23 protein-coding genes and 2 tRNA genes are annotated in these 18,937 nt (G+C 72.1%); 12 read left to right on the top strand and 13 right to left on the bottom strand.

Going from position 1 to position 18,937, the window contains the following annotated elements:
- Nucleotides 1–36 precede the first annotated feature (36 nt).
- Nucleotides 37–597 (bottom strand): hypothetical protein, encoded by a 561-nt coding sequence (locus tag K1T35_RS04295; RefSeq protein ID WP_220258886.1) that lies wholly within the window; start codon nt 595–597, stop codon nt 37–39.
- 123 nt (nt 598–720) lie between these two features.
- Between K1T35_RS04295 and K1T35_RS04290 the strand changes: the two genes are divergently transcribed.
- A complete protein-coding gene (locus K1T35_RS04290) occupies nt 721–1,350 on the top strand; it encodes a TetR/AcrR family transcriptional regulator (protein WP_220258885.1) in 630 nt (209 codons plus the stop codon).
- A 5-nt stretch (nt 1,351–1,355) separates the two neighbouring features.
- On the opposite strand, the gene K1T35_RS04285 is transcribed toward K1T35_RS04290, so the two are convergent.
- From K1T35_RS04285 to K1T35_RS04260, 6 genes are all read right to left on the bottom strand, one after another.
- Nucleotides 1,356–2,810 carry an FAD-dependent monooxygenase gene (locus K1T35_RS04285; protein WP_220258884.1) on the bottom strand — a complete coding sequence of 485 codons (1,455 nt, stop codon included), beginning with the start codon at nt 2,808–2,810 and terminating at the stop codon, nt 1,356–1,358.
- Between the two features lie 493 nt (nt 2,811–3,303).
- Nucleotides 3,304–3,376 (bottom strand) — tRNA-Ala (locus K1T35_RS04280).
- A gap of 42 nt (nt 3,377–3,418) precedes the next feature.
- On the bottom strand, nt 3,419–4,372 hold the full coding sequence (gene glpR / locus K1T35_RS04275) for a gephyrin-like molybdotransferase receptor GlpR (RefSeq protein WP_220258883.1): 954 nt from the start codon (nt 4,370–4,372) through the stop codon (nt 3,419–3,421).
- 138 nt (nt 4,373–4,510) lie between these two features.
- A complete protein-coding gene (locus K1T35_RS04270; protein WP_220258882.1) occupies nt 4,511–5,191 on the bottom strand; it encodes a GNAT family N-acetyltransferase in 681 nt (226 codons plus the stop codon).
- 7 nt (nt 5,192–5,198) lie between these two features.
- Nucleotides 5,199–6,425, bottom strand: coding sequence for a gephyrin-like molybdotransferase Glp (glp, locus tag K1T35_RS04265; protein ID WP_220262379.1), 1,227 nt, complete (start codon nt 6,423–6,425; stop codon nt 5,199–5,201).
- Nucleotides 6,426–6,439: 14 nt separating this feature from the next.
- Nucleotides 6,440–7,339 carry a UTP--glucose-1-phosphate uridylyltransferase gene (locus K1T35_RS04260; protein ID WP_220258881.1) on the bottom strand — a complete coding sequence of 300 codons (900 nt, stop codon included), beginning with the start codon at nt 7,337–7,339 and terminating at the stop codon, nt 6,440–6,442.
- Between the two features lie 36 nt (nt 7,340–7,375).
- Here K1T35_RS04260 and K1T35_RS04255 point away from each other — a divergent pair, with 36 nt between their 5' ends.
- The 4 genes from K1T35_RS04255 (at nt 7,376) to mscL (ending at nt 9,677) form a co-directional block, all read left to right on the top strand.
- Nucleotides 7,376–7,981, top strand: coding sequence for a 5-formyltetrahydrofolate cyclo-ligase (locus K1T35_RS04255; RefSeq protein ID WP_220258880.1), 606 nt, complete (start codon nt 7,376–7,378; stop codon nt 7,979–7,981).
- A 65-nt stretch (nt 7,982–8,046) separates the two neighbouring features.
- The gene (locus tag K1T35_RS04250) at nt 8,047–8,376 is read left to right on the top strand and encodes an FmdB family zinc ribbon protein (protein ID WP_220258879.1); all 330 of its coding nucleotides are present in this window, start codon (nt 8,047–8,049) and stop codon (nt 8,374–8,376) included.
- A gap of 85 nt (nt 8,377–8,461) precedes the next feature.
- On the top strand, nt 8,462–9,103 hold the full coding sequence (locus tag K1T35_RS04245; RefSeq protein WP_255621574.1) for an SAF domain-containing protein: 642 nt from the start codon (nt 8,462–8,464) through the stop codon (nt 9,101–9,103).
- A gap of 166 nt (nt 9,104–9,269) precedes the next feature.
- Nucleotides 9,270–9,677, top strand: coding sequence for a large conductance mechanosensitive channel protein MscL (gene mscL, locus K1T35_RS04240; protein WP_220258878.1), 408 nt, complete (start codon nt 9,270–9,272; stop codon nt 9,675–9,677).
- Here mscL and K1T35_RS04235 read toward each other — a convergent pair.
- Entirely contained in the window at nt 9,668–9,826 is a 159-nt protein-coding gene (locus K1T35_RS04235; RefSeq protein WP_255621573.1) for a hypothetical protein, read from the bottom strand. The two genes, mscL and K1T35_RS04235, sit on opposite strands and share 10 nt — an antisense overlap.
- Nucleotides 9,827–9,860: 34 nt before the next feature.
- Between K1T35_RS04235 and K1T35_RS04230 the strand changes: the two genes are divergently transcribed.
- Entirely contained in the window at nt 9,861–10,160 is a 300-nt protein-coding gene (locus tag K1T35_RS04230) for a hypothetical protein (protein ID WP_220258876.1), read from the top strand.
- A gap of 8 nt (nt 10,161–10,168) precedes the next feature.
- Here the strand turns inward: K1T35_RS04230 and K1T35_RS04225 are convergent, their stop codons facing one another.
- From K1T35_RS04225 to K1T35_RS04210, 4 genes are all read right to left on the bottom strand, one after another.
- Nucleotides 10,169–10,657, bottom strand: a complete 489-nt coding sequence (locus tag K1T35_RS04225; protein ID WP_370645495.1) for a molybdenum cofactor biosynthesis protein B — start codon at nt 10,655–10,657, stop codon at nt 10,169–10,171.
- A 262-nt stretch (nt 10,658–10,919) separates the two neighbouring features.
- On the bottom strand, nt 10,920–12,347 hold the full coding sequence (locus K1T35_RS04220) for a S1C family serine protease (RefSeq protein ID WP_220258874.1): 1,428 nt from the start codon (nt 12,345–12,347) through the stop codon (nt 10,920–10,922).
- Between the two features lie 78 nt (nt 12,348–12,425).
- On the bottom strand, nt 12,426–13,853 hold the full coding sequence (locus K1T35_RS04215; protein WP_255621572.1) for a cell wall metabolism sensor histidine kinase WalK: 1,428 nt from the start codon (nt 13,851–13,853) through the stop codon (nt 12,426–12,428).
- Nucleotides 13,850–14,551, bottom strand: a complete 702-nt coding sequence (locus K1T35_RS04210) for a response regulator transcription factor (RefSeq protein WP_220258873.1) — start codon at nt 14,549–14,551, stop codon at nt 13,850–13,852. Before K1T35_RS04210 ends, K1T35_RS04215 begins: the two co-directional genes overlap by 4 nt.
- Nucleotides 14,552–14,806: 255 nt before the next feature.
- Between K1T35_RS04210 and K1T35_RS04205 the strand changes: the two genes are divergently transcribed.
- On the top strand, nt 14,807–16,087 hold the full coding sequence (locus K1T35_RS04205) for a hypothetical protein (protein ID WP_220258872.1): 1,281 nt from the start codon (nt 14,807–14,809) through the stop codon (nt 16,085–16,087).
- A 127-nt stretch (nt 16,088–16,214) separates the two neighbouring features.
- On the opposite strand, the gene K1T35_RS04200 is transcribed toward K1T35_RS04205, so the two are convergent.
- Nucleotides 16,215–16,937 carry an NAD-dependent deacetylase gene (locus K1T35_RS04200; RefSeq protein WP_220258871.1) on the bottom strand — a complete coding sequence of 241 codons (723 nt, stop codon included), beginning with the start codon at nt 16,935–16,937 and terminating at the stop codon, nt 16,215–16,217.
- Nucleotides 16,938–17,037: 100 nt separating this feature from the next.
- On the opposite strand from K1T35_RS04200, the gene K1T35_RS04195 reads away from it, so the two are divergent.
- The 5 genes from K1T35_RS04195 (at nt 17,038) to K1T35_RS04175 (ending at nt 18,926) form a co-directional block, all read left to right on the top strand.
- Nucleotides 17,038–17,110 (top strand) — tRNA-Arg (locus K1T35_RS04195).
- 40 nt (nt 17,111–17,150) lie between these two features.
- Nucleotides 17,151–17,363, top strand: a complete 213-nt coding sequence (locus K1T35_RS04190) for a hypothetical protein (protein WP_220258870.1) — start codon at nt 17,151–17,153, stop codon at nt 17,361–17,363.
- Nucleotides 17,364–17,372: 9 nt separating this feature from the next.
- A complete protein-coding gene (locus K1T35_RS04185) occupies nt 17,373–17,840 on the top strand; it encodes an HIT family protein (protein ID WP_220258869.1) in 468 nt (155 codons plus the stop codon).
- Between the two features lie 87 nt (nt 17,841–17,927).
- Entirely contained in the window at nt 17,928–18,338 is a 411-nt protein-coding gene (gene coaD, locus K1T35_RS04180) for a pantetheine-phosphate adenylyltransferase (protein WP_220258868.1), read from the top strand.
- Between the two features lie 87 nt (nt 18,339–18,425).
- A complete protein-coding gene (locus K1T35_RS04175) occupies nt 18,426–18,926 on the top strand; it encodes an NUDIX hydrolase (RefSeq protein ID WP_220258867.1) in 501 nt (166 codons plus the stop codon).
- Nucleotides 18,927–18,937: the final 11 nt, after the last annotated feature.

Raw genomic sequence — 18,937 nt, 5'->3', positions numbered from 1 at the left:
CTGGCGGTGTCGCCCGGTAGCGGTGGGCTGGTCGTGTCAGTTCCTCCCGCCGGTGCTCCGGCTGAGGCGCAGCGCCGAGACGAGGAAGAAGATGCCGCCGAGCAGGGCGTAGCCGGCCATGTTGCTCAGCGAGGCGTGCGGGGCCGATGCCTGCAGGAAGAACGAGATCCCGGCGACCGTGGAGATGGTGCCGCTGGCGATCATCGGCCACTGGCCTCCGAGCGTGCGCCGCCGCAGAGCCACGACGAGCTGGACGAGCCCGGCCAAGACGGCCCAGACCCCCCACACCTGCAGGACTGCCGGGATGCCGGAGGTGACCGCGAAGACCACTCCGACAGCGGCGATCAGACTGACCGCGATGTTGACGTAGAGGCCGATGGCGGATCGGCTCGCTCGGGAGGAACGCGCGTCGACGATGGCGGCGCCCACGTCGAACAGGGGGTAGATCACGAGCAGGGCCACGCTCACCGGCCCGATGCTCGACGCGGTCAGGAAGAGCGCGACTGCCCAGATCAGGGCGAACCCGAAACGGACGAAGTAGAGCCGACGAAGCGCCGACGCGAGTGGGGCAGCGACAGGAGCGGTAGTCGTGGCCATGACAGTTCCTCTTCCCCAAAGACCGTTGGACCGGTAGAAAGACCGTTCTCTCTTGCACGGCCGAGCTTGACAGACGGCACGAGCGCTTGCAAGACAGAATGTTCTTTCTGTTACCCTCGGTTCATGGCGACACCGACCCGCCCCGGGCCCGACAGCTCGAGCGGCAACCCGCGGGCGCACGGGCGGTCCGAGGCCAGGGAGCGGCTGTTGTCCACGGCCAGCGCGCTGTTCTATCGCGAAGGGATCCGCGCGGTTGGGGTCGAGCGGATCCTCGCCGATGCCCCGGCCACCCGAGCGACGTTCTACCGGCACTTCCCCTCGAAGGAAGACCTCGTACTCGCCTACCTGCGCGGCGTTGACACCCAGACCCGCGCCGACGTGCAAGCGGCCATCGAGACCGCGCCGTCGCCTGCCGACGCACTGCGTGCGATCGGCACCGCCGTCGTTGACGACCTCGCCAGACCGGAGTTCCGCGGGTGCGCTTTCCTCAAGGCCGCCGCCGAGTACCCCCACCCGGACGACCCTGTGCGCCGGATGATCCTCGATCACCGAGCCTGGTACGTGGCCACTCTCACCGAGCTCTTCGCGCAGGTCTTCGGAGCCTCACCACGGCGCGGCAAACCGGAGCACGCCGCACGGCACTTCGTCATGATGCGCGACGGCGCCATGTCCGGCGCCGATCTCGACGGCGTCGACAGCGTCGGTGCCGCGTTCCACCGCGGCGTCGAGGGCTTGCTCACCGTCCTCCACTGAGCAGATCATCGTGTGGTCGCGGTGCCCGCCCATGTGGCGACGGCCGCGCGGAGGCCCTCCTCGTCGGGGCGGTCGGTCGCCCAGGCGAAGTAGCCGTCGGGACGGACGAGGGCCGTGGTGCGTCGGTCGCCCGTCCAGTGCGCGTGGACGACGTGGCCGGGCACGTCCGCGTCCTGACCGGCCGGTGTGATCAGCACGAACCTGCCGCCGCACTGGAGCTCGTTCAGCCGTCCCTCGACCAGTTCGACGTCGGGGGCGCGCCGTCCGGTCAGCTTGTGCGCGCCGCGCGGGGCCTTGTAGGCGATGCCGATCCCGCTGATCATGGACGCCGCCTTGTCGGCCAGCGGACGGAAGTTGCTGACGACCGTTCCGGCCGCGCGGCGCAGCAGCCGGGCGGCGAATCCGCGTAGCAGGGCGGCCCGCACCAGCGTCCCGCTCATCCGCAGCACGACCTTGCCGACCGCGTGCCGTTCGACCTGGTAGGTATCCAGCAACCGGTCGTCGGCGCCATCGCGCAGCACGGCCACCAGCTTCCAGCTGAGGTTGGCGGCGTCCTGCAGGCCGGTGTTCATGCCCATGGCGCCTGCCGGGGAGTGCACGTGCGCGGCATCACCAGCGAGGAACACCCGCCCGACGCGGTAGGCCGGGGCCTGCCGCTCGTCGCTGTGGAACCGCGACATCCAGGGGATCTCGGTGATCCCGTAGTCGGTCCCGAAGTTCATCCGGAGCAGTTCCTTGACCTCGTCCTCCTCCAGCGGCGCGTCATCGGGAAGCTGGTGACGCCGGTTCCAGCCGGTCACCCGGTACAGGCCATCGCCCATCTCGGTGAGCAGCGCGAACCCGTCCGGGACGGCGTTCACGACGAAGGGCCGGTCCGGTGCCTTGTCGAGCCTGACGTCGGCGAGGATCAGCGAGCTGAGGATCGTGTCGCCGGGGAAGGGCTGGCCGATTGCGGGCCGGACCGAGCTGTGCACCCCGTCGGCACCGACCAGGTAGGACGCGCGGAACGTGGCGCCCGGCTGCCCGTCCTCGTCCTCCGTATGGGCCGTGACGCCGTCCGCGTCCTGCTCCACCGCGACGACCTTGGTCTCGTACTCGAAGGCGACACCGGCCTCACGGGCCCGGCGTTCCAGCACCTTCTCCACCTCGTACTGCGGCGTGAACAGGACGAACGGGTAGCGGGTGGGCAGCCGCGAGGGGTTGAGCCGGGCCGCCTCGAACAGCGCCAGCCGGCTGATGGGATGCCCGCTCGCAACGACCTCGTCGGCGATGCCGCGGGCGTCGAACTGCTCCAGCACCCGGGCGTGCACGACCAGCGCCCGGGACAGGTTGCTGACCTTGTGCGGGCGACGCTCGACCAGCACGACCGACAGGCCCGCCTCGGCCATATCCCCGGCCAGGAGCAGCCCGGTCGGCCCCGCGCCCACGACGAGGACGTCGGCATTGGCAGTGGGTGACATGATGTCTCCTCCATGTTTGTCAACGAGCGTTGGTCAACGTCTGTAGGCAAACAGTAGGACGCCAGGCCCGTCGATGTCAACAGGCGTTGGCCAACGATGACGAACGCCGCTTCGAGGCGGCCGGCTTGGAGACCGCGCAGATAGGGCCGGGTTCGATCCGCCCGCAGGTCGAGTAGCGCCGGCGCGCATGGAGACCGGGTTCGTGGTCTCGATACGGGCCGGCGCTGGGGCGCCGGCCCTACTCGACCACCGGGAGGGGATGTTGGTCGCCGGCCCGACTCGACCACTGGAGGCATGGCTATTCGTGCAGCCCCAAACCGGACCAGCACACGAACCCAACCGATGCCCGACAGCATCCGACCCACCAAACGGGATCACACGGGATGGGGGTCCGGGGGCGTGCCCCCGGCCGGGGGTCTGGGGGCTTGGCCCCCAGAGGGGACGCAACACCCGAAGGGGCGAGCGCACTCCGCGAGCACGCGTCGCCAGAGGGTGGAGCTGAGGGGAATCGAACCCCTGACCTACTCGATGCGAACGAGTCGCGCTACCAACTGCGCCACAGCCCCATACCGGCCGGTGGGCCGGACGGGAACGACCTTATCAGGCGGTCACTCCCCGACCGCACGGCGGTATCCCGGCCGGGCTGGGCCGTCGAGGACGTGGAGTTCGGGGTCGTCCTCGTCCGCCTCGACGAGCGAGGTGCCGGCAGGGAGTGCGGGCGGCGGGGCCGGACGCAGGCGCGGGAGCGCGGGCTCGGCTTCGACCGGCTGGGCGTCGTCCTCGCGGTCGCGCAGCGGCGTGCCGGCGCCGGTGACGCGCTCGGGTTCCTCGTCGAGGGCGTCTGCGTCTTCGAGTTCATCCCAGTCGTCGTAGCGGTGGTCGTCCTCGTCCGCCTCGTAGCGATCGTCGGGGCGGGTGAGCTCACGGCCGCGGCGCGCCCATGCGTCGAGTTCGGGGTCGTCGGCCGCGGCGGGGCGGCGGGTGCCTGCCATCCGGGCGGCCCGCCGCTCACGGATCGCCTCTTCGAACCGGACCTGGCGGCGCAGGTAGACGAGGTAGCTCACGAGACCGAGGTCGACGGCGCCGTGCGCCCACCACAGGCCGGGCACGGCGAAGGCGGCGATCACACCGGTGACGAGGGCCACGATCAGCATCGTGAGCACGACCCGCTGGCGGAACGCGTAGCGCGTGCGGGCGGCGAGCGCGGCCGCCTCGGGGTCGAACCCGCCGCGGCCGGGGCGGTAGCGCGGCGGCGGGCGCTCCCAGCGGCGGTCGTCACGCTCAGCAACCGTGTGGGTGAACAGATCGTCGGCACGGTCGTCGTGGTCGTCGACGCGGTTGTCGACATGGTCGTCGACGCCGCCCGGTTCGTCGTCCATCCCGTCCCCCTCCCGTTCGCGGCCCATGGCCTGTCCCGGAGCCCGGCGCGGCCGGTCGAGCACCCGCCCCGACAGCGCGGCGACGCTCGGTCGGGCCACCTCCTGCCGGCGCCGCGCGACGGCGGGGACGAGGATCAACAGCCAGAGCACGACCAGGCTCGCGAAGATCATCGAGCTCGGCACGGCTGCCTCCTACCCCTCCCCCGCGGCGCAGTCCGGGGCGACCCGGCTTCCCCGGCCAAGATCGCTCCCGCGCGTCAACGGTAGTAAGAAACACCGGGTGAGACCGGCAACGACGCGCCGACGCGCCGAGGTTCACCCCTACGCCGGTGTCGTGTGGACCCGTTCCGCACGGCCCGCGGCCACCAAGCGTCCGGTGAGGCCTCCGGGGCGGATCTCGTCGGCGGTCAGCGCGAAGCAGGCGTGGTCGCGCCATGCGCCGTCGACGTCGAGGTAGCGGCGGAAGAGCCCCTCCTCGCGGAACCCGAGCTTCTCCAGTACGCGCAGGCTCGCGGCGTTCTCCGGCCGGACCGTGGCCTCCACCCGATGCAGGCCGACGCGGTTGAAGCAGTGGTCCACCACGAGCGCGACGGCACCGGTGATCACGCCACCGCCCGCGACGGTGGAGTCCACCCAGTAGCCGACGTAAGCGGAGAGCAACGGCTCGCGCACGACGTTGCCCACCATGACGTGGCCGACGAAGCGGTCGTCCAGCGTCACGGCGAACGGAAGGGCCACGCCGCGCCGCCCGGCGGCTCGCAGCTGCAACCAGCGCGCGGGCCACTCCCCCGGCGAGTGCCGTTCGGCCCAGCTGCCGGGCATCGTCGGCTCCCACGGCGCGAGGTACTGCTCGTCGCGGATCCGGACCGCGGACCACGCCCCGCCGTCACGCAGCCGGACCGGCCGCAACGCGACGACGCCCGCCCGGACGCGCAGCGGTCCGAGCCGGGCGGGCCAGCCGGGATGGCGGGCGGACGTCCGCCCCGGGTACGCGTGCGCCATCCCTGCCTCAGTGCGGAGCGGGCAGGAACGCCACGGTGACCTGCTCGTCCACCGTGGACTCGGTGAGGTCCTCGGGAAGGATGATCAGCCCGTTGGCCTCACCGATGGACGACAGCAGGTGCGTGCCGGAAGTGCCGAGAGGTTGCACGAGGTAGTCGCCGGTGGCCTGCTCACGCAGCAGCCGGCCGCGCACGTAGCCGCGCCGCCCCTTCATCGAGGTGACGGGCGACGTGAGCCGGGCTGTGATCATCCGCCGGTAAGGATCGGTGCGGCCGAGCGCGAGACGTACCAGCGGGCGCACCAGCACCTCGAACAGCAGCAGCGCGGTGGCGGGGTAGGCCGGGAAGAGGAAGGTCGGCACCGCGTCCGGACCGAGCCGCCCGAACGCCTGGGTGGAGCCAGGGTGCATCGCGACGCGGGTGTCGTCGATGTCCCCGAGCCCGACGAGGGCCGACTTCACCTCGGCGCCCGCCGCGCCCCCGACGGCACCGCAGACCACGATCACATCGCTGAACGGGAGCCGGTCCTGCAGCGCGGCGCACACCTCGCGTGCGTCGCCGCGGACGAGCCCCGCCCTCGCCGTGTCTGCCCCCGCCTCCCTGGCTGCCGCCGTGAGGGCGTGCGAGCAGACGTCGACGATCTGACCTGCGCCCGGGGTGCGGGCCAGCTCCACGAGCTCGTCACCGACCGAGATCACCGAGACGCGTGGCTTCGGGTGTACGAGCACCTTGTCGCGGCCTGCCGCGGCAAGCATGGCCACCTGGGCCGCACCGATCACGGCGTCCCGGCGCACCGCGACGTCACCCGGCTGCACGTCCTCACCGATACGGCGCACGAAGGCCGCCGACGGCACGCCCTGGTGCACCTCGAGGCGCGCTGTTCCGGCGTCGGTGTTCGCGACCGGGACGACGGCGTCGGCGAGCGTCGGCAACGGCGCCCCCGCGGCGACGCGCACGGCCTGGCCGGGCTGCAGCCGCAGCGGCTGGCGGGAACCCGCGGGGATCTCCCCGACGACGGGCACGGACGCCGGCTCGGCCAGTGACGCGCCCGCGAGATCGACGCTGCGCACCGCGTAGCCGTCGATGGCCGCCTGGTCGAAGCCGGGAAGCGGCCGCGAGGAGACGACCTCCTCGGCGCAGCGCAGGCCGTGCGCGTCCGAGATCGCGACCCGCACCGGCGCGGGCCGCACCGCGGCGGCGAGGATCCGCTCGAGCTGCTCGTCGACCGTGCGCACTGGGGGCACTTCGGTCAACTCTCTAGGCGGGCGGCCAGCCAGGCACGCAGGTCGGGGCCGATGTCGGGGTCGTCGAGCGCGAAGTCGACGAATGCCCGGACGTAGCCGGAGGGGTTGCCGAGGTCGTGCCGATCGCCACGGTGGACGACCACATGCACGGGGTGGCCCTCGTCGATCAGCAGCGCGATGGCGTCGGTGAGCTGCAGCTCGCCGCCCGCGCCGGGCTCGATCCGGTCGATCGCGTCGAAGACGGCGCGGTCGAGCAGGTAGCGCCCGGCCGCGGCGAACGTGGACGGCGCCTCCTCCGGCGCCGGCTTCTCGACCATCCCGTGCACCCGCTTGACGTCCGCGTCACCGGTGTCCTCGACCTCGAAGACGCCGTAGGCCGAGATCGCTTCGCGCGGCACGTCGAAGGCGCAGAGCACGCTGCCGCCGTAGCGCTCGCGGACCTCAGCCATCTTGCCGAGGACCCCGGCAGGCAGCACGAGGTCGTCGGGAAGCAGCACGGCGAATGCCTGCTCGTCGGGTCCGATCGCCTCGCGCGCGCATCCCACGGCGTGGCCGAGGCCTCGCGGCTCGTCCTGGGTGACGGTGCGCACGCCGATCAACTCGTGGGCGCGCCGCACCTTCGCGACCAGTGCCTCCTTGCCCCGGGATGCGAGCTCTTTCTCCAGTTCCGATGAATCCGCGAAGTAGGCGGCCACCGCGTCCTTACCGGGCGAGCTGACGATCAGCAGTTGCTCGGCACCCGCTTCCGCGGCCTCGGCAGCCACCAGCTCGATACCCGGGGTGTCGATGACCGGAAGCAGTTCTTTCGGCACGGCTTTCGTCGTCGGCAGGAATCGCGTGCCCAGGCCCGCAGCCGGCACCACCGCGGAGCGGAACGAGCGCTTCCCAGGCACGACTTCACTCATGGTGGGCGAGCCTAATGGCGAGAGTAGGTTCGGTGCGTGACGGGACGCGCCGTTCTCGCGGAGAAGACACGCTGGCGTACCACTCTCGTGGCAGCTCGGCGGGCCCTGCCGGCCGCCGAACGGGCAGCGCGGGCGGCGGCGCTCGCCACCACGGCCGTGGAACTGGCGGCCGGCACCGGCGGTCCGGTATGCGCCTACCTCCCGGTCGGCTCGGAGCCCGGATCGCCCGAGCTGGTGGCCGCCCTGCACGGTGCGGGGCACGAGGTCCTGTTGCCCGTCGTGCCTCCCGACGCCGGGCCGCTCGACTGGGCCGCGTACACCGGCCCCGACTCCCTCGCCGCGGGGCCGCTCGGGCTGCGCGAACCGACCGGGCCGCGCCTCGGCCCCGGCGCCATCGCACGGGCGCGGCTCGTGCTGGTGCCAGGGCTCGCCGTCGACCTCAGCGGCGTGCGGCTCGGCAGGGGCGCCGGGCACTACGACCGCACCCTGCCGCTCGCGGCGCCGGGCGTGCCGATCGTCATCGTGCTGAACGACGAAGAGCTGGTGGAACGGCTGCCGTCCGAGCCGCACGACCGGCTCGTGACCGGCGCCCTGCTCGCGAGAGCCGGCCTCGTCACGCTCGGGAACAACCCCCGACCCTGACGGGTTATGCTGGCACTCAAACTGTTCGAGTGCCAGCTCGTTCGTGTGTGCCTCCGGAGGGACACGTGCCGACCTACCAGTACGCCTGCACCGCCTGCGACCACCGGTTCGAGGCCGTGCAGTCCTTCACCGACGCGTCGCTGACCGAGTGCCCGGCGTGCTCGGGCAACCTGCGCAAGGTCTTCTCGTCGGTCGGGATCGTGTTCAAGGGCAGCGGTTTCTACCGCACCGACAGCCGTTCCGGCGGGGGTGGCGTCGCCGCCAACACCGACTCGAAGAGCGACTCCGGCAAGTCCGACTCCGGCAAGTCCGACTCGGGCTCGTCGACGGGCGGCGCGAAGGAGACCTCGTCGTCGAGCACACCCAGCTCGTCGTCGGCCGCTCCCGCCGCCTAGCGTAGTTATCCACCTCGCCCGCGAGTTGTCCACAGGTCCGGCGCTACCGTCCCGTTGACGTCGCCGCCGATCTAGCGTCGGTCCCATGACCGACTCCCGGCTCGCGCCCCGGCCGCTCTCGCGGTTCGGAGCGTTCGTCGTAGGTCCGGGCTGGCGCCGGGTCGCGCTGCTGCGCCGGGCCGCGGCCGGCGTGCTCGCGACGCTCGCACTGGCGCTGGCAATTGCGCCCGGACCCGATGCGGGCGGCGTGCCGGTGGTCGTCGCCGCGGTCGACGTCGCGGCCGGATCCACGCTCCGCCCGGCCGATCTCGGGGTGCGCCACTGGCCCGCCGACCTGGTGCCCGGCGGCGCCCTGCCCGATCCGGCAGGTGCCGAGGGACGGGTGCTCGTCGGCGCCGCCCGTGCGGGTGAGCCGATCACCGACACGCGCCTCGCAGGCCCTGCCGCCGTGCTCGGCGCCCCGGCAGGGGCGGCGGCCGTGCCGGTCCGGCTGGCCGACTCCGGCGCTGCCGCGCTGCTCATCCCGGGGAGCACCGTCGACGTCGTCACGGTCGGCGGGGAGAGTGGCGAGCCCGTCGTGCTCGCCACCGCCGCGGCCGTGCTCGCCGTCCTGCCACCCGACTCGCCGTCGTCCGGGCGGTTGGTGCTGGTCGCGATGCCGGCCGGGATCGCTGCGCGAGTGGCGGCCGCGTCGCTCACCGAGCAGGTCGCCGTTACGCTCCGCTAGTGCCCCCCGCCGGAAGTCCGTTGCGTGTATCGGCGGATCCAGGTTTCTGCTGGGTGCGCCGACGAGTCGTCCCTCGTATTGGACATACTCGGGCGGGCTCGGCGGTGCGGCCAGCAGGAAGCTGGGCCGTCGAGACATGTGGCGGACTTTCGGCGGGGGGCACTAGGTGTTCAAGGGATTCAAGGACTTCATCCTGCGCGGCAACGTGGTCGACCTTGCCGTTGCCGTCGTCATCGGTGCCGCGTTCGGCAGCATCGTCACGTCGTTCACCCAGCGGATCCTGCAGCCGCTCATCAACGCGATCACGCCACCGGAGAGCCCCGGCTTCGGCATCCAGATCGTCCCGGGCAAGGAGAGCACCTACATCGACGTCGCCTCGGTGATCTCGGCGGCGCTCAACTTCCTCATCGTCGCGGCCGTCGTCTACTTCCTGATCGTGCTTCCGCTCAACCACCTCAAGGAGCGGCGCAAGCGCGGGGAGGAGACCGGCCCTGCCGAGCCCACCGACGTGGAGCTGCTCACCGAGATCCGCGACCTACTGCGCGCGCAGCAAGCCGGAGAGCGTCAGTCCTGATCGTGGTGCGGCGGGCGGTTCGCCAGCAGCTCCGCGTCGCCCGCGCGCGGGTCGGGTCGATCGTCGCGCTCGTCGGAGGTGGTGCTGGGCAGCACGTCACCGAACACCTCTTCGAGCCGGCGACGCACCTGTTCGGGCAGCTCGTTCACCCCACCATCCTGCACCGGTGCCACCATTGACCGCATGGGACTCACGGACAAGGCCAAGGAACTCACCGACACCGCGCTGCTCAAGGCGGGTGAGCTGTCGGAGGTGGCACGCGAGAAGGCGCCCGGTTACCTCGACAAGGCTGCCGACTTCGCGGCGAAGGCCGCGGACGCCGCCGCGAGCGGCGTCGACCGCGCCACCGGTGGACGCTTCCACGAGAGGATCGAGGAGGTCACCGCGAAGGTCGGGGCCTCGCTGGACCGACCCCGACCCACCGACCGACCCACCGTGGTGGTCGTCGAGCCGGACGAGCCGAAGAAGCCAGACGTGAACTAGGCCTTGTCCTAATCGAGCCCGGACAGCTCCGAGATCACGTGCGAGACGAGCGGGGTGAGAGTGGCCATCCCGTCCCGCACCGCGGAGCGGGACGGGGCGAGGTTCACCACGAGGGTGCTGCCCGACACGCCGACGAGCCCGCGCGACAGCCCGGCGTCCATGGCGCCCGCCGCGAGGCCGGAGGCGCGGATGGCCTCCGCGATGCCCGGGATCGGCCGGTCGAGCACGCCGGCCGTGGCATCGGCCGTGACGTCACGCGGGGACACCCCGGTGCCGCCGACCGTCACGACCAGGTCGACGCCGCCGATCACGGCGGTGTTCAGGGCGTTGCGGATCGCCACCGGGTCGCCCGGCACCACGACGACACCGTCGACGACGAGGCGCGCCTCCTCGAGCAGCTCCGTGACGAGCGGCCCGATGGAATCCTCACGTTCGCCGTGGCTCACCCGGTCGTCCACGACAACTACGAGGGCTCGACCGATCTGGGGCGGCGCCATCTCCATGGCGCTCAACTTAGCGGGCTGCCTCATGGGGCATGGTCACCCGGTCCTGCGAGGCCGGGTCGCGCCGGCGCTGGGAGGGGGAACCGGCGCCGACGCGACGGGCACCCGGCGTGGGGCACCACAACCGGGACCACTGAACGAGACCAGAACGTCACCATTCGCGTCAACAGTGGACCACGACGATCCACCTGGTGGTGCGAATCCCGCCCACACGATGACCCCGACTCGCGCGCACCGAGACCGCGACTCGCGGAAGCTAGTTCGGGGCGGCCGTGAGGGTGGCCTGCACCGTGCGGTCGGCGAGCTGCACCTCGATCACCTCGCCGGGCGCCCGCGACCCCACGGCGGCCTGCAGGTCGGTGCCCGTGGAGATGCGCTGGTCGCCGAAGCGCAACACGATGTCGCCCGAGCGGATTCCGGCCAGCTCGGCCGCACCGCCGGCGCTGACCTCTTTGATGACCGCCCCGGCCTGCCGCGGGTCGTCGGTCACCGTGACACCGAGCACCGCACGGGACGCGCGACCGGTGCGTTCGAGCTCCTCCGCGACGCGCCTCGCCTGGTTGATCGGGATCGAGAAGCCGACGCCGATCGACCCGCCCTGCGCGCCGGTGGTGGCGATCGCGGAGTTGATGCCGACGACGCGGCCCTCCATGTCGACGAGCGGCCCACCGGAGTTGCCGGGATTGATCGCGGCGTCGGTCTGCAGGGCGTTGAGGACGGTGGGGGTGTTGGCGCCGGTCTCCTCACCGACGTTCACAGCCCGGTCGACAGCGCTGATGATGCCCGTGGTGACGGTGCCGCCCAGCCCGAGCGGCGCGCCGAAGGCGATGACCTGCTGCCCGACGCGGACCGAGTCGGAGTTGCCCAGTTCGACCGGCGTGAGCCCGGACAGGTTCTGTGCGCGGATCACCGCGAGGTCCGAGCTGGGGTCGCGGCCCACGATCTGCGCGGGGGCCGTGGTGCCGTCCTGGAACACGGCCGTGACGCTGCCGGACTGAGCCGCCTCCTCCACGACGTGGTTGTTGGTGAGGAGCAGGCCGTCGGGGCTCAGGACCATCGCGGAGCCCTCACCGGACGCGGTTGGCCCCTCGACGCGCAGCTGCACGACGCTCGGGAGCACGCGGGCCGCCACGCCCTCGACCGGGGTGGTCGGCGCCGACGCCTCACCGACGGACGGCAGTGGCTGGCCGAGCACACCGACCGACCCGCCCCGGCCGTTGCCGGCGAGCGAGTGGCCGACGACCCCGCCGATCACGCCGGACAGCAGCAACGCCACCAGCGCGAGCGCGATCAGCGTGCCCCTGCGCGGCCCTCCGGTCCGTGCGGGCGGTTCGGGGTAGTACGCGGGGGCCTGCGGCGGGTGGTACGGGTTGGCGGGCGCCGGTGGTTCCGCGGGGCGCGCGCCGTACCAGGGCGCCTGAGCGGGTTGTCCGGCCGGGCCGCTGTACCCGGGCCACCCACCCGACCATGCGGCGGCCGGGGCGTACCCGCCGTGGCCCTGCCACCCACCGGGCGCGGGCATCTCCGCCGTCGCGGCACTCGACGGGCCACCGCCGTACGGCGCCCAACCTTCGGCGCCCCGCCCCGGCGGACCGGCATGGTGTGCCTGATCACCGGGGCCGCGTAGCGCCCCCTCGTCCGGCCCTCCCGAGGCCCCGTCGTGGTCGGAGGGGTGGTTCGCCATGCCATCACCGAATTCGCGTCAGGGGACCTGCAGACCCCAGCCTAGCGACGACCCGGTGGATGCAGGAGATCTTTCGGGTCAGGTGAACAGCCGGTGCCCGGGGAGCCGCATCGCGAGCAGGGCCCCGCCCTCCGGCGCCCGGCCGGCCCACACGGCGCCGCCATGCCGCACCGCGACCTGCCGCACGATCGCGAGGCCGAGCCCGGACCCGGGCATCGTCCGCGACGTCGTGGCGCGGTAGAAGCGCTCGAACACGAAGGGCAGGTCCTCCGCGGCGATGCCCGGCCCGGCGTCGGCAACCTCGAGCACGACCGACCACTCGTCCACCGGACGCATCTGCACCCGCACGCGCCCTCCGGGTGGGCTCCACTTCGCCGCGTTGTCGAGCAGGTTGAGCACGGCGCGTTCGAGCGCGGTGGAATCACCGGCGAGCGTCCACGGCACGAGGAACGGGTCGAACTCGACGTCGCCGGCCCGACGCCGCGCCCGTTCGAGCGACCGCAGCACGATCTCGGCGAGTTCGAGCGGCTCGTGCACGACCATCGGGGCGTCCTCGCGGGCCAGCTCGACGAGGTCGCCGACCAGCGTGGACAGCTCGGCGACCTGCGCCTGGACGTCGTCGAGGATCTCGGCGCGTTCGACCTCGGGGAGCTTCGGCGCCCCTGGCCTGTTGGCGGCGGCGAGCAGCTCCAGGTTGGTGCGCATCGAGGTCAGCGGGGTGCGCAGCTCGTGCCCCGCGTCCGCGACGAGCCGCCGTTGCTGTTCCTGCGACGCCGCGAGCGCGCCGAGCATCTCGTTGAAGCTGGCGGTCAGCCTGGCGAGCTCGTCGGACCCCTCGACCGGGATCGGGCGCAGGTCTCCCGTGGCCGTGACGCGTTCCGTCGCGGCGGTGAGCCGGTCGACGGGGCGCAGGCCGGCGCGCGCGACCGCGACCCCCGCGATCGCGGCGACGACCACCCCCAACCCTCCGACGACCGGCATGGCCACGCCGAGCTTCGTGAGCACCTGCTGGGTGGCGTCGAGCCGCTGGGCGATCACGAGTGCCTGCCCCGGCCCGGCCTGGACCGCCACCACCCGGTACGGCACGCCGTCGTCGGTGGCGGTGCGGGTGGACGAGCTCGCCTCGCCTTTGGCGACCTCCAGCTCGTCCTCGCCGAGCGGCGGGGCGGACGCCGCCCCTTCCGCGGAGATCGCCGGACCGTTGGCGACCAGCAGCGCCAGCCGGATGTCGCCCGCGCCGAGCACCTCGGTGGGGATGGTGGCGAGCACCTGGGGCTCGCCCAGCTCGCTCTGCGCAGCGGCGGTCGCGCGCTGCAACAGGTTGGCGTCGAGCGTCTGCATGATGTTGACGCGCACGGTCATGAATGCCGCGGCGGAGACCAGCACCACCGCAAGCGCCGCGACGAGCGCCGCGAGCACCCCGACCCGGGTGCGCAGCGAGACCTGGTCGAATGCCTCCAGCCGGGCGGGCCTCGCCTGCCGCTGCGGCGCGGCAGGCCAGTTCACGGCGGCGTGTCCCGCAGGACGTACCCGACGCCGCGGACGGTGTGGATCAGCCGCGGCTCGCCGTCGGCCTCGGTCTTGCGCCGCAGGTAGCCGACGTACACCTCCAGCGCATTGCCGGTGGTCGGGAAGTCGTAGCCCCAGACCTGCTCCAGGATCTGGGAGCGGGTGAGCACCCGGCGCGGGTTGGTGAGCAGCAGTTCCAGCAGCGTGAACTCGGTGCGGGTGAGGCTGATCGGGCGATCACCGCGGCGGACGTCGCGCGTGTCGGGGTCGAGCGAGAGATCGGCGTACTCCAGCGGCTTGCTCTGCCCCGCCGCCGCGGCGGCGATGTCGTCCGGTGTGCGCCGGCGCAGCAGCGCACGCAGCCGGGCGAGCAGCTCCTCCAGAGCGAACGGTTTGGGCAGGTAGTCGTCGGCGCCCGCGTCGAGACCCGCCACGCGGTCGGACACGGCGTCGCGCGCCGTGAGCACGAGGATCGGCAGCTCGTCGCCCGCGGCACGCATCCGTCGGCACACCTCGAGCCCGTCGAGCCGCGGCATCATCACGTCGAGGACCATCGCGTCGGGGCGCTGCGCGAGCACGGCGTCGAGGGCTGCCTGGCCGTCGTTCGCGAGCTCGACCTGGTAGCCGTTGAAGGCCAATGAACGGCGCAACGACTCCCGGACCGACCGGTCGTCGTCGACGACGAGGATGCGCATGCGGTCAGTGTGAACGCGTGGTCTGAGACGCGCCTGAGAGCCGCCTGTGGCGCTGGCAACGATCCCCGGCCGGGTGACCAGCGGATATGAGAAGCGTGCAGCAGCTCACCGCGCTATCTTCTCCCCATGGCGAGCACGCGGCGATTTCCGTGCCCCCGGCCGCGGTGCGGCCGCGCGGGCATCGACGTATCCGCCTGATCCGCGCGCCGGGGCGGCCGGGGGTGAGCCCACCCGCCACCACCCGTGAGGATCGCCATGTCCGCCACCCTCTCCCCCGACCACCTCGCCGCCGCCATCGCGCTGCGCGACCTGACCGATCCCGCCAATGGGACCCACGCCGTCGGGCTCCTGCTCGACGCCGCGGTCGACGCGCTCGCCACCCGGTGGGGCTGCGCGGTGCGCGTGCTGCGCTCGTCCCCCGTCGTCGCCGTCGAGGACAACTACGACCGCCTCGGCTACCCGGCCTCCGCGATCACCCGCGAGGCCCGCTACTCGCGCTACCTGAGCGACACCGTCATGCTGCGCAGCCACACCACGGCAGGCGTCCCGCCCGCGCTGCGTGCGCTCGCCGCGCAGCCCGACCCGCGCACCGACGTGCTGCTCGTGCTGCCCGGCCTCGTCTACCGGCGCGACGCCATCGATCGCATGCACGTCGGCGAGCCGCACCAGCTCGACCTGTGGCGCATCACCGAGGGCGGTGCCGACCTGGACGACATGCTCGGCGCGCTCGTCGACGCGGTCCTGCCCGGCGCCAGATGGCGCACCGTGCCCGCCCGGCACCCGTACACCGAGCAAGGCCGCCAGGTGGACGTCCGCGTGGGCGACGAGTGGGTCGAGCTCGCCGAGTGCGGGCTGGCCTCGCCGCACGTACTGGCCGCGGCCGGGCTGGACCCGGGGCGCTGGCGCGGACTCGCGCTCGGCATGGGGCTCGACCGGGCAGTCATGTTGCGCAAAGGGGTGCCGGACATCCGGCTGCTGCGGGCCACCGACCCGCGGATCGCGGAGCAGATGCTGGATCTCGGCCCGTGGCGCCCGGTCTCGATGCTGCCCGCGGTCCGGCGCGATCTCTCGATCGTCGCGGCGGCCGACGTCGACGACGAGTTGCTCGGCGACCGCGCCCGCACGGCTCTCGGCGCTGACGCCGACGTGCTGGAGAGCCTCACCCAGCTGGCCCGCACGCCTCACGACAGGCTCCCCGCACCCGCCCGGATCCGCCTCGGTACCGAGCCCGGCCAGGACAACGTGCTGCTGCGGCTGGTGCTTCGCCCCCTCGATCGGACGCTCACCGACGCCCAGGCCAACGCGATACGGGACCGCGTCTACGCCGCGCTGCACGAGGGCCCGCACCACGAGTGGGCGAGTTTGCCGGAACGGCAACGTTCCTCGACATGGCGGCGCGGGCATCCGCACCGTGACGGCATGGACGATGTCGACGTGGTCCCGGACGTGTTCTCGCCGGAGAGCGAGGCGCAGGTGTGCGAGCAGGTGCTCGGCGACGCCCGCCACGGTCTCCAAGGCTTGATCGTTCCGATGTGAGGCTGGGCGCCCCCGGAAGGGCGTTCCCCGTCATCTCGGGCAGCTTGATCGTTGCGAGTTGCGCGTGATCGCCACGTCGCGGGCAACGAGGCTGATGTCGGATGGATCTTGCGGGGATCTCCTCGCGCTACCGCGCCCACTCCGCCAGCACGTCCTCCGCATCGCCGACGACGCGGGCGTGGAAGGCCGGGTCGACCGGCCCGTCCGGGTGCAGGTCGACGTTCACGCAGAACGCGCCCGCCGCACGGGCCGTCGGCGCCAGCCATGACGCAGGCGCCACCCTGCCCGACGTGCCGATCGCGAGGAAGAGGTCGCATGCCGAGACCAGCCGCCGCGCGGCGCCGAGCGCCTCCGGGTCGAGCATCTCCCCGAACAGGACGACGGCAGGGCGCGCCGGCTCCGTGCACCGCCCGCACTGCGGCGGATCGGCACGCCGCGCGTCGTCGGCAGGCCCGGTCCAGCCGCAGAAGGCCTCGTCGAGGCACCGAGCCCGGCCGGCCGACCCGTGCAGCTCGACGACGTCGACCGACCCCGCGGCCTGGTGCAACCCGTCGACGTTCTGCGTGATCACCGACGCCCCGGCGGCCGCGAGCGCACGGTGCGCCTGCGTCGGCCCAGCCGCCGCGGCCGTCTTCCACATGCCGCCCCAGACATCCCACAACGCGTCGACGTTGCCGGGCAGCAGATGGGCGTGCATGGCCCGCTCGACCTCGGGCGAGAGCGTCCAGAGCCCGTCCGGCCCCCTGAACGTCCCGAGCCCGGCCGCCACACTGATCCCCGCGCCGGTGAGCGCGCAGATCCGCTCGAACCGCTCCCGCGGGGCGACCTCGACGAGGCTGCTGACGTCCACGACGGCTCCCTCCCCCAGCGACCCGCCGATCCTTACATCCGCGCAACCTCGGCGCCCGGGCCGGGCGGTGCCGCCGGTCACGGCTAGGATCGAGCCGCAAGCCCTCGTAGCTCAGGGGATAGAGCACCGCTCTCCTAAAGCGGGTGTCGCAGGTTCGAATCCTGCCGGGGGCACGCAAGTCACAGGCCTGAGCGGCGGTCTCGGTGGTCCGCCGTGGAGCGCGCGGTGCTATCGCCGTTCCATGACCAGGGCGTCGGCGCGGTCGTCGCGACGGCAGCGCGGCGAGATCGAGACCCTCCCCGGGACAGCGACTACGTGTTCGTGACCCAGCTTGTCGGCGACGACGAATCCGACCGTGACAAGCTAGTCGAACTCCTCACCGACGACGAGATTCGGGCGTACTGGCCCGCGATGGGCGACCGGTGAGGAGTGGTCGTGTTCAATCACGAGCCCGAGGGCTACCTGTGCCCGTTCTGTCGGGTGCTCAGCGGGATGGACAGCGCAGCCAACACCCAGCGGGACATCGTCTGCCGCACGCATGGCGCGGCGGCGCTGATCGCACCACGTTGGTGGCCGAACAACCACGGTCATGTGCTCGTAGTCCCCACCGCCCACCACGAGAACCTGTATGACCTCCCGGACCAGTGCGGGCACGCCGTGCACGATGTCGTCCGCCGGATCGCGATCGCGATGCGCAGCGCCTACGGCTGTGACGGCGTTTCCACTCGGCAGCACAACGAGCCGGCCGGCAGCCAGGACGCCTGGCACTACCACGTGCACGTCTTCCCGCGTTACGTCGGCGACGACCTGTACGCCTCAGCCCCCTACGGCCAGTTCGTGCCAGCTGAACAGCGCTGGCCGTATGCCGACAAGCTACGCGCCGCTCTCGGGCAAGCGAGGTGACCGGATCCGGGCGGCCGGCGTCTGCCCGTTGGTGCACCGCTCGAGGTGGAGTTCGTTGGACGAGGCCGATCGTTAGTATGGCAAGCCATGCGCGCCGTGTTCCCCGGCTCCTTCGACCCGGCCACGCAGGGACACCTCGACGTTGCGCGCCGGGTTGCGGGCATGTTCGACGGAGTCGTCATGTGCGTGCTGACCAACCCGAAGAAGTCCGGCCGACTCCCCCTCGCCGAACGACTGGCCCTGCTGGCCGACATGACCAGCGACCTGGGCAACGTCACGGTGGACTCCAGTGCCGGCAAGCTACTGGTCGACTACTGCCGGGGTGCGAGCATCGGCGTGATCGTGCGAGGCATGCGCACCCTGGGCGACCTGGGGGACGAATTGCCGATGGCGCAGATGAACCGTCATCTGAGCGGCATCGAAACGCTCTTCGTCCCGACCAATCCCGCGCACGCGTACATCTCCTCAACCCTCATCGCGGCGACGGCCCAGCGGTAGCGCCCGATCGAAGATCAGCTCGTCGAGACTCCCCAGACCGGCGGAAATTCGCGAGTGGGTGCGCTCGCGTGTGCGTACGTTCTGGGCATGATCGTGTTCCGGCCGTCCGCGCGGGCCCTGATCACCGACCCCGACGGCCGGATCCTCCTCCTACGCGTGCGCGACGCTGTCGCGCTGAACGCGTCAGACCCCGTCACGAACTACTGGATCACTGTCGGAGGCGGCGTCGAGCCCGGCGAGACCTTCGAGACCTTCGAGACCGCGATCGTGCGCGAGATCCTCGAGGAGACAGGACATGTCATCGACGATCCTGGTCCGTGCATCTGGCGGCGTCGCAAGAGCATCACCGACGCGGCGGGTGTCACCCGCGCCACCGACGAGCGGTACTTCTGGTGCCCGGTCTCCTCTGCTGAACTGACCCGCGACAACCTGAGTCAATACGAGCGCACCTACATCCAGGAGTTCCGCTGGTGGTCCATCGACGATCCCGACCTGCGGAGGATCCGGATCTTTCCAGACGACTTCACCGAGGCGGCGGGCAGCGTGCTGCGCCACGGCCGCCCGGCAGCAGCCCAATGGGTGCGATGACGCTGTCAAGC

It is taken from the genome of Pseudonocardia sp. DSM 110487, assembly GCF_019468565.1.
Classification (GTDB): domain Bacteria; phylum Actinomycetota; class Actinomycetes; order Mycobacteriales; family Pseudonocardiaceae; genus Pseudonocardia.
The sequence above is the reverse complement of the archived record's forward strand: the minus strand, read 5'-3'. Positions and strand labels throughout refer to the sequence as shown.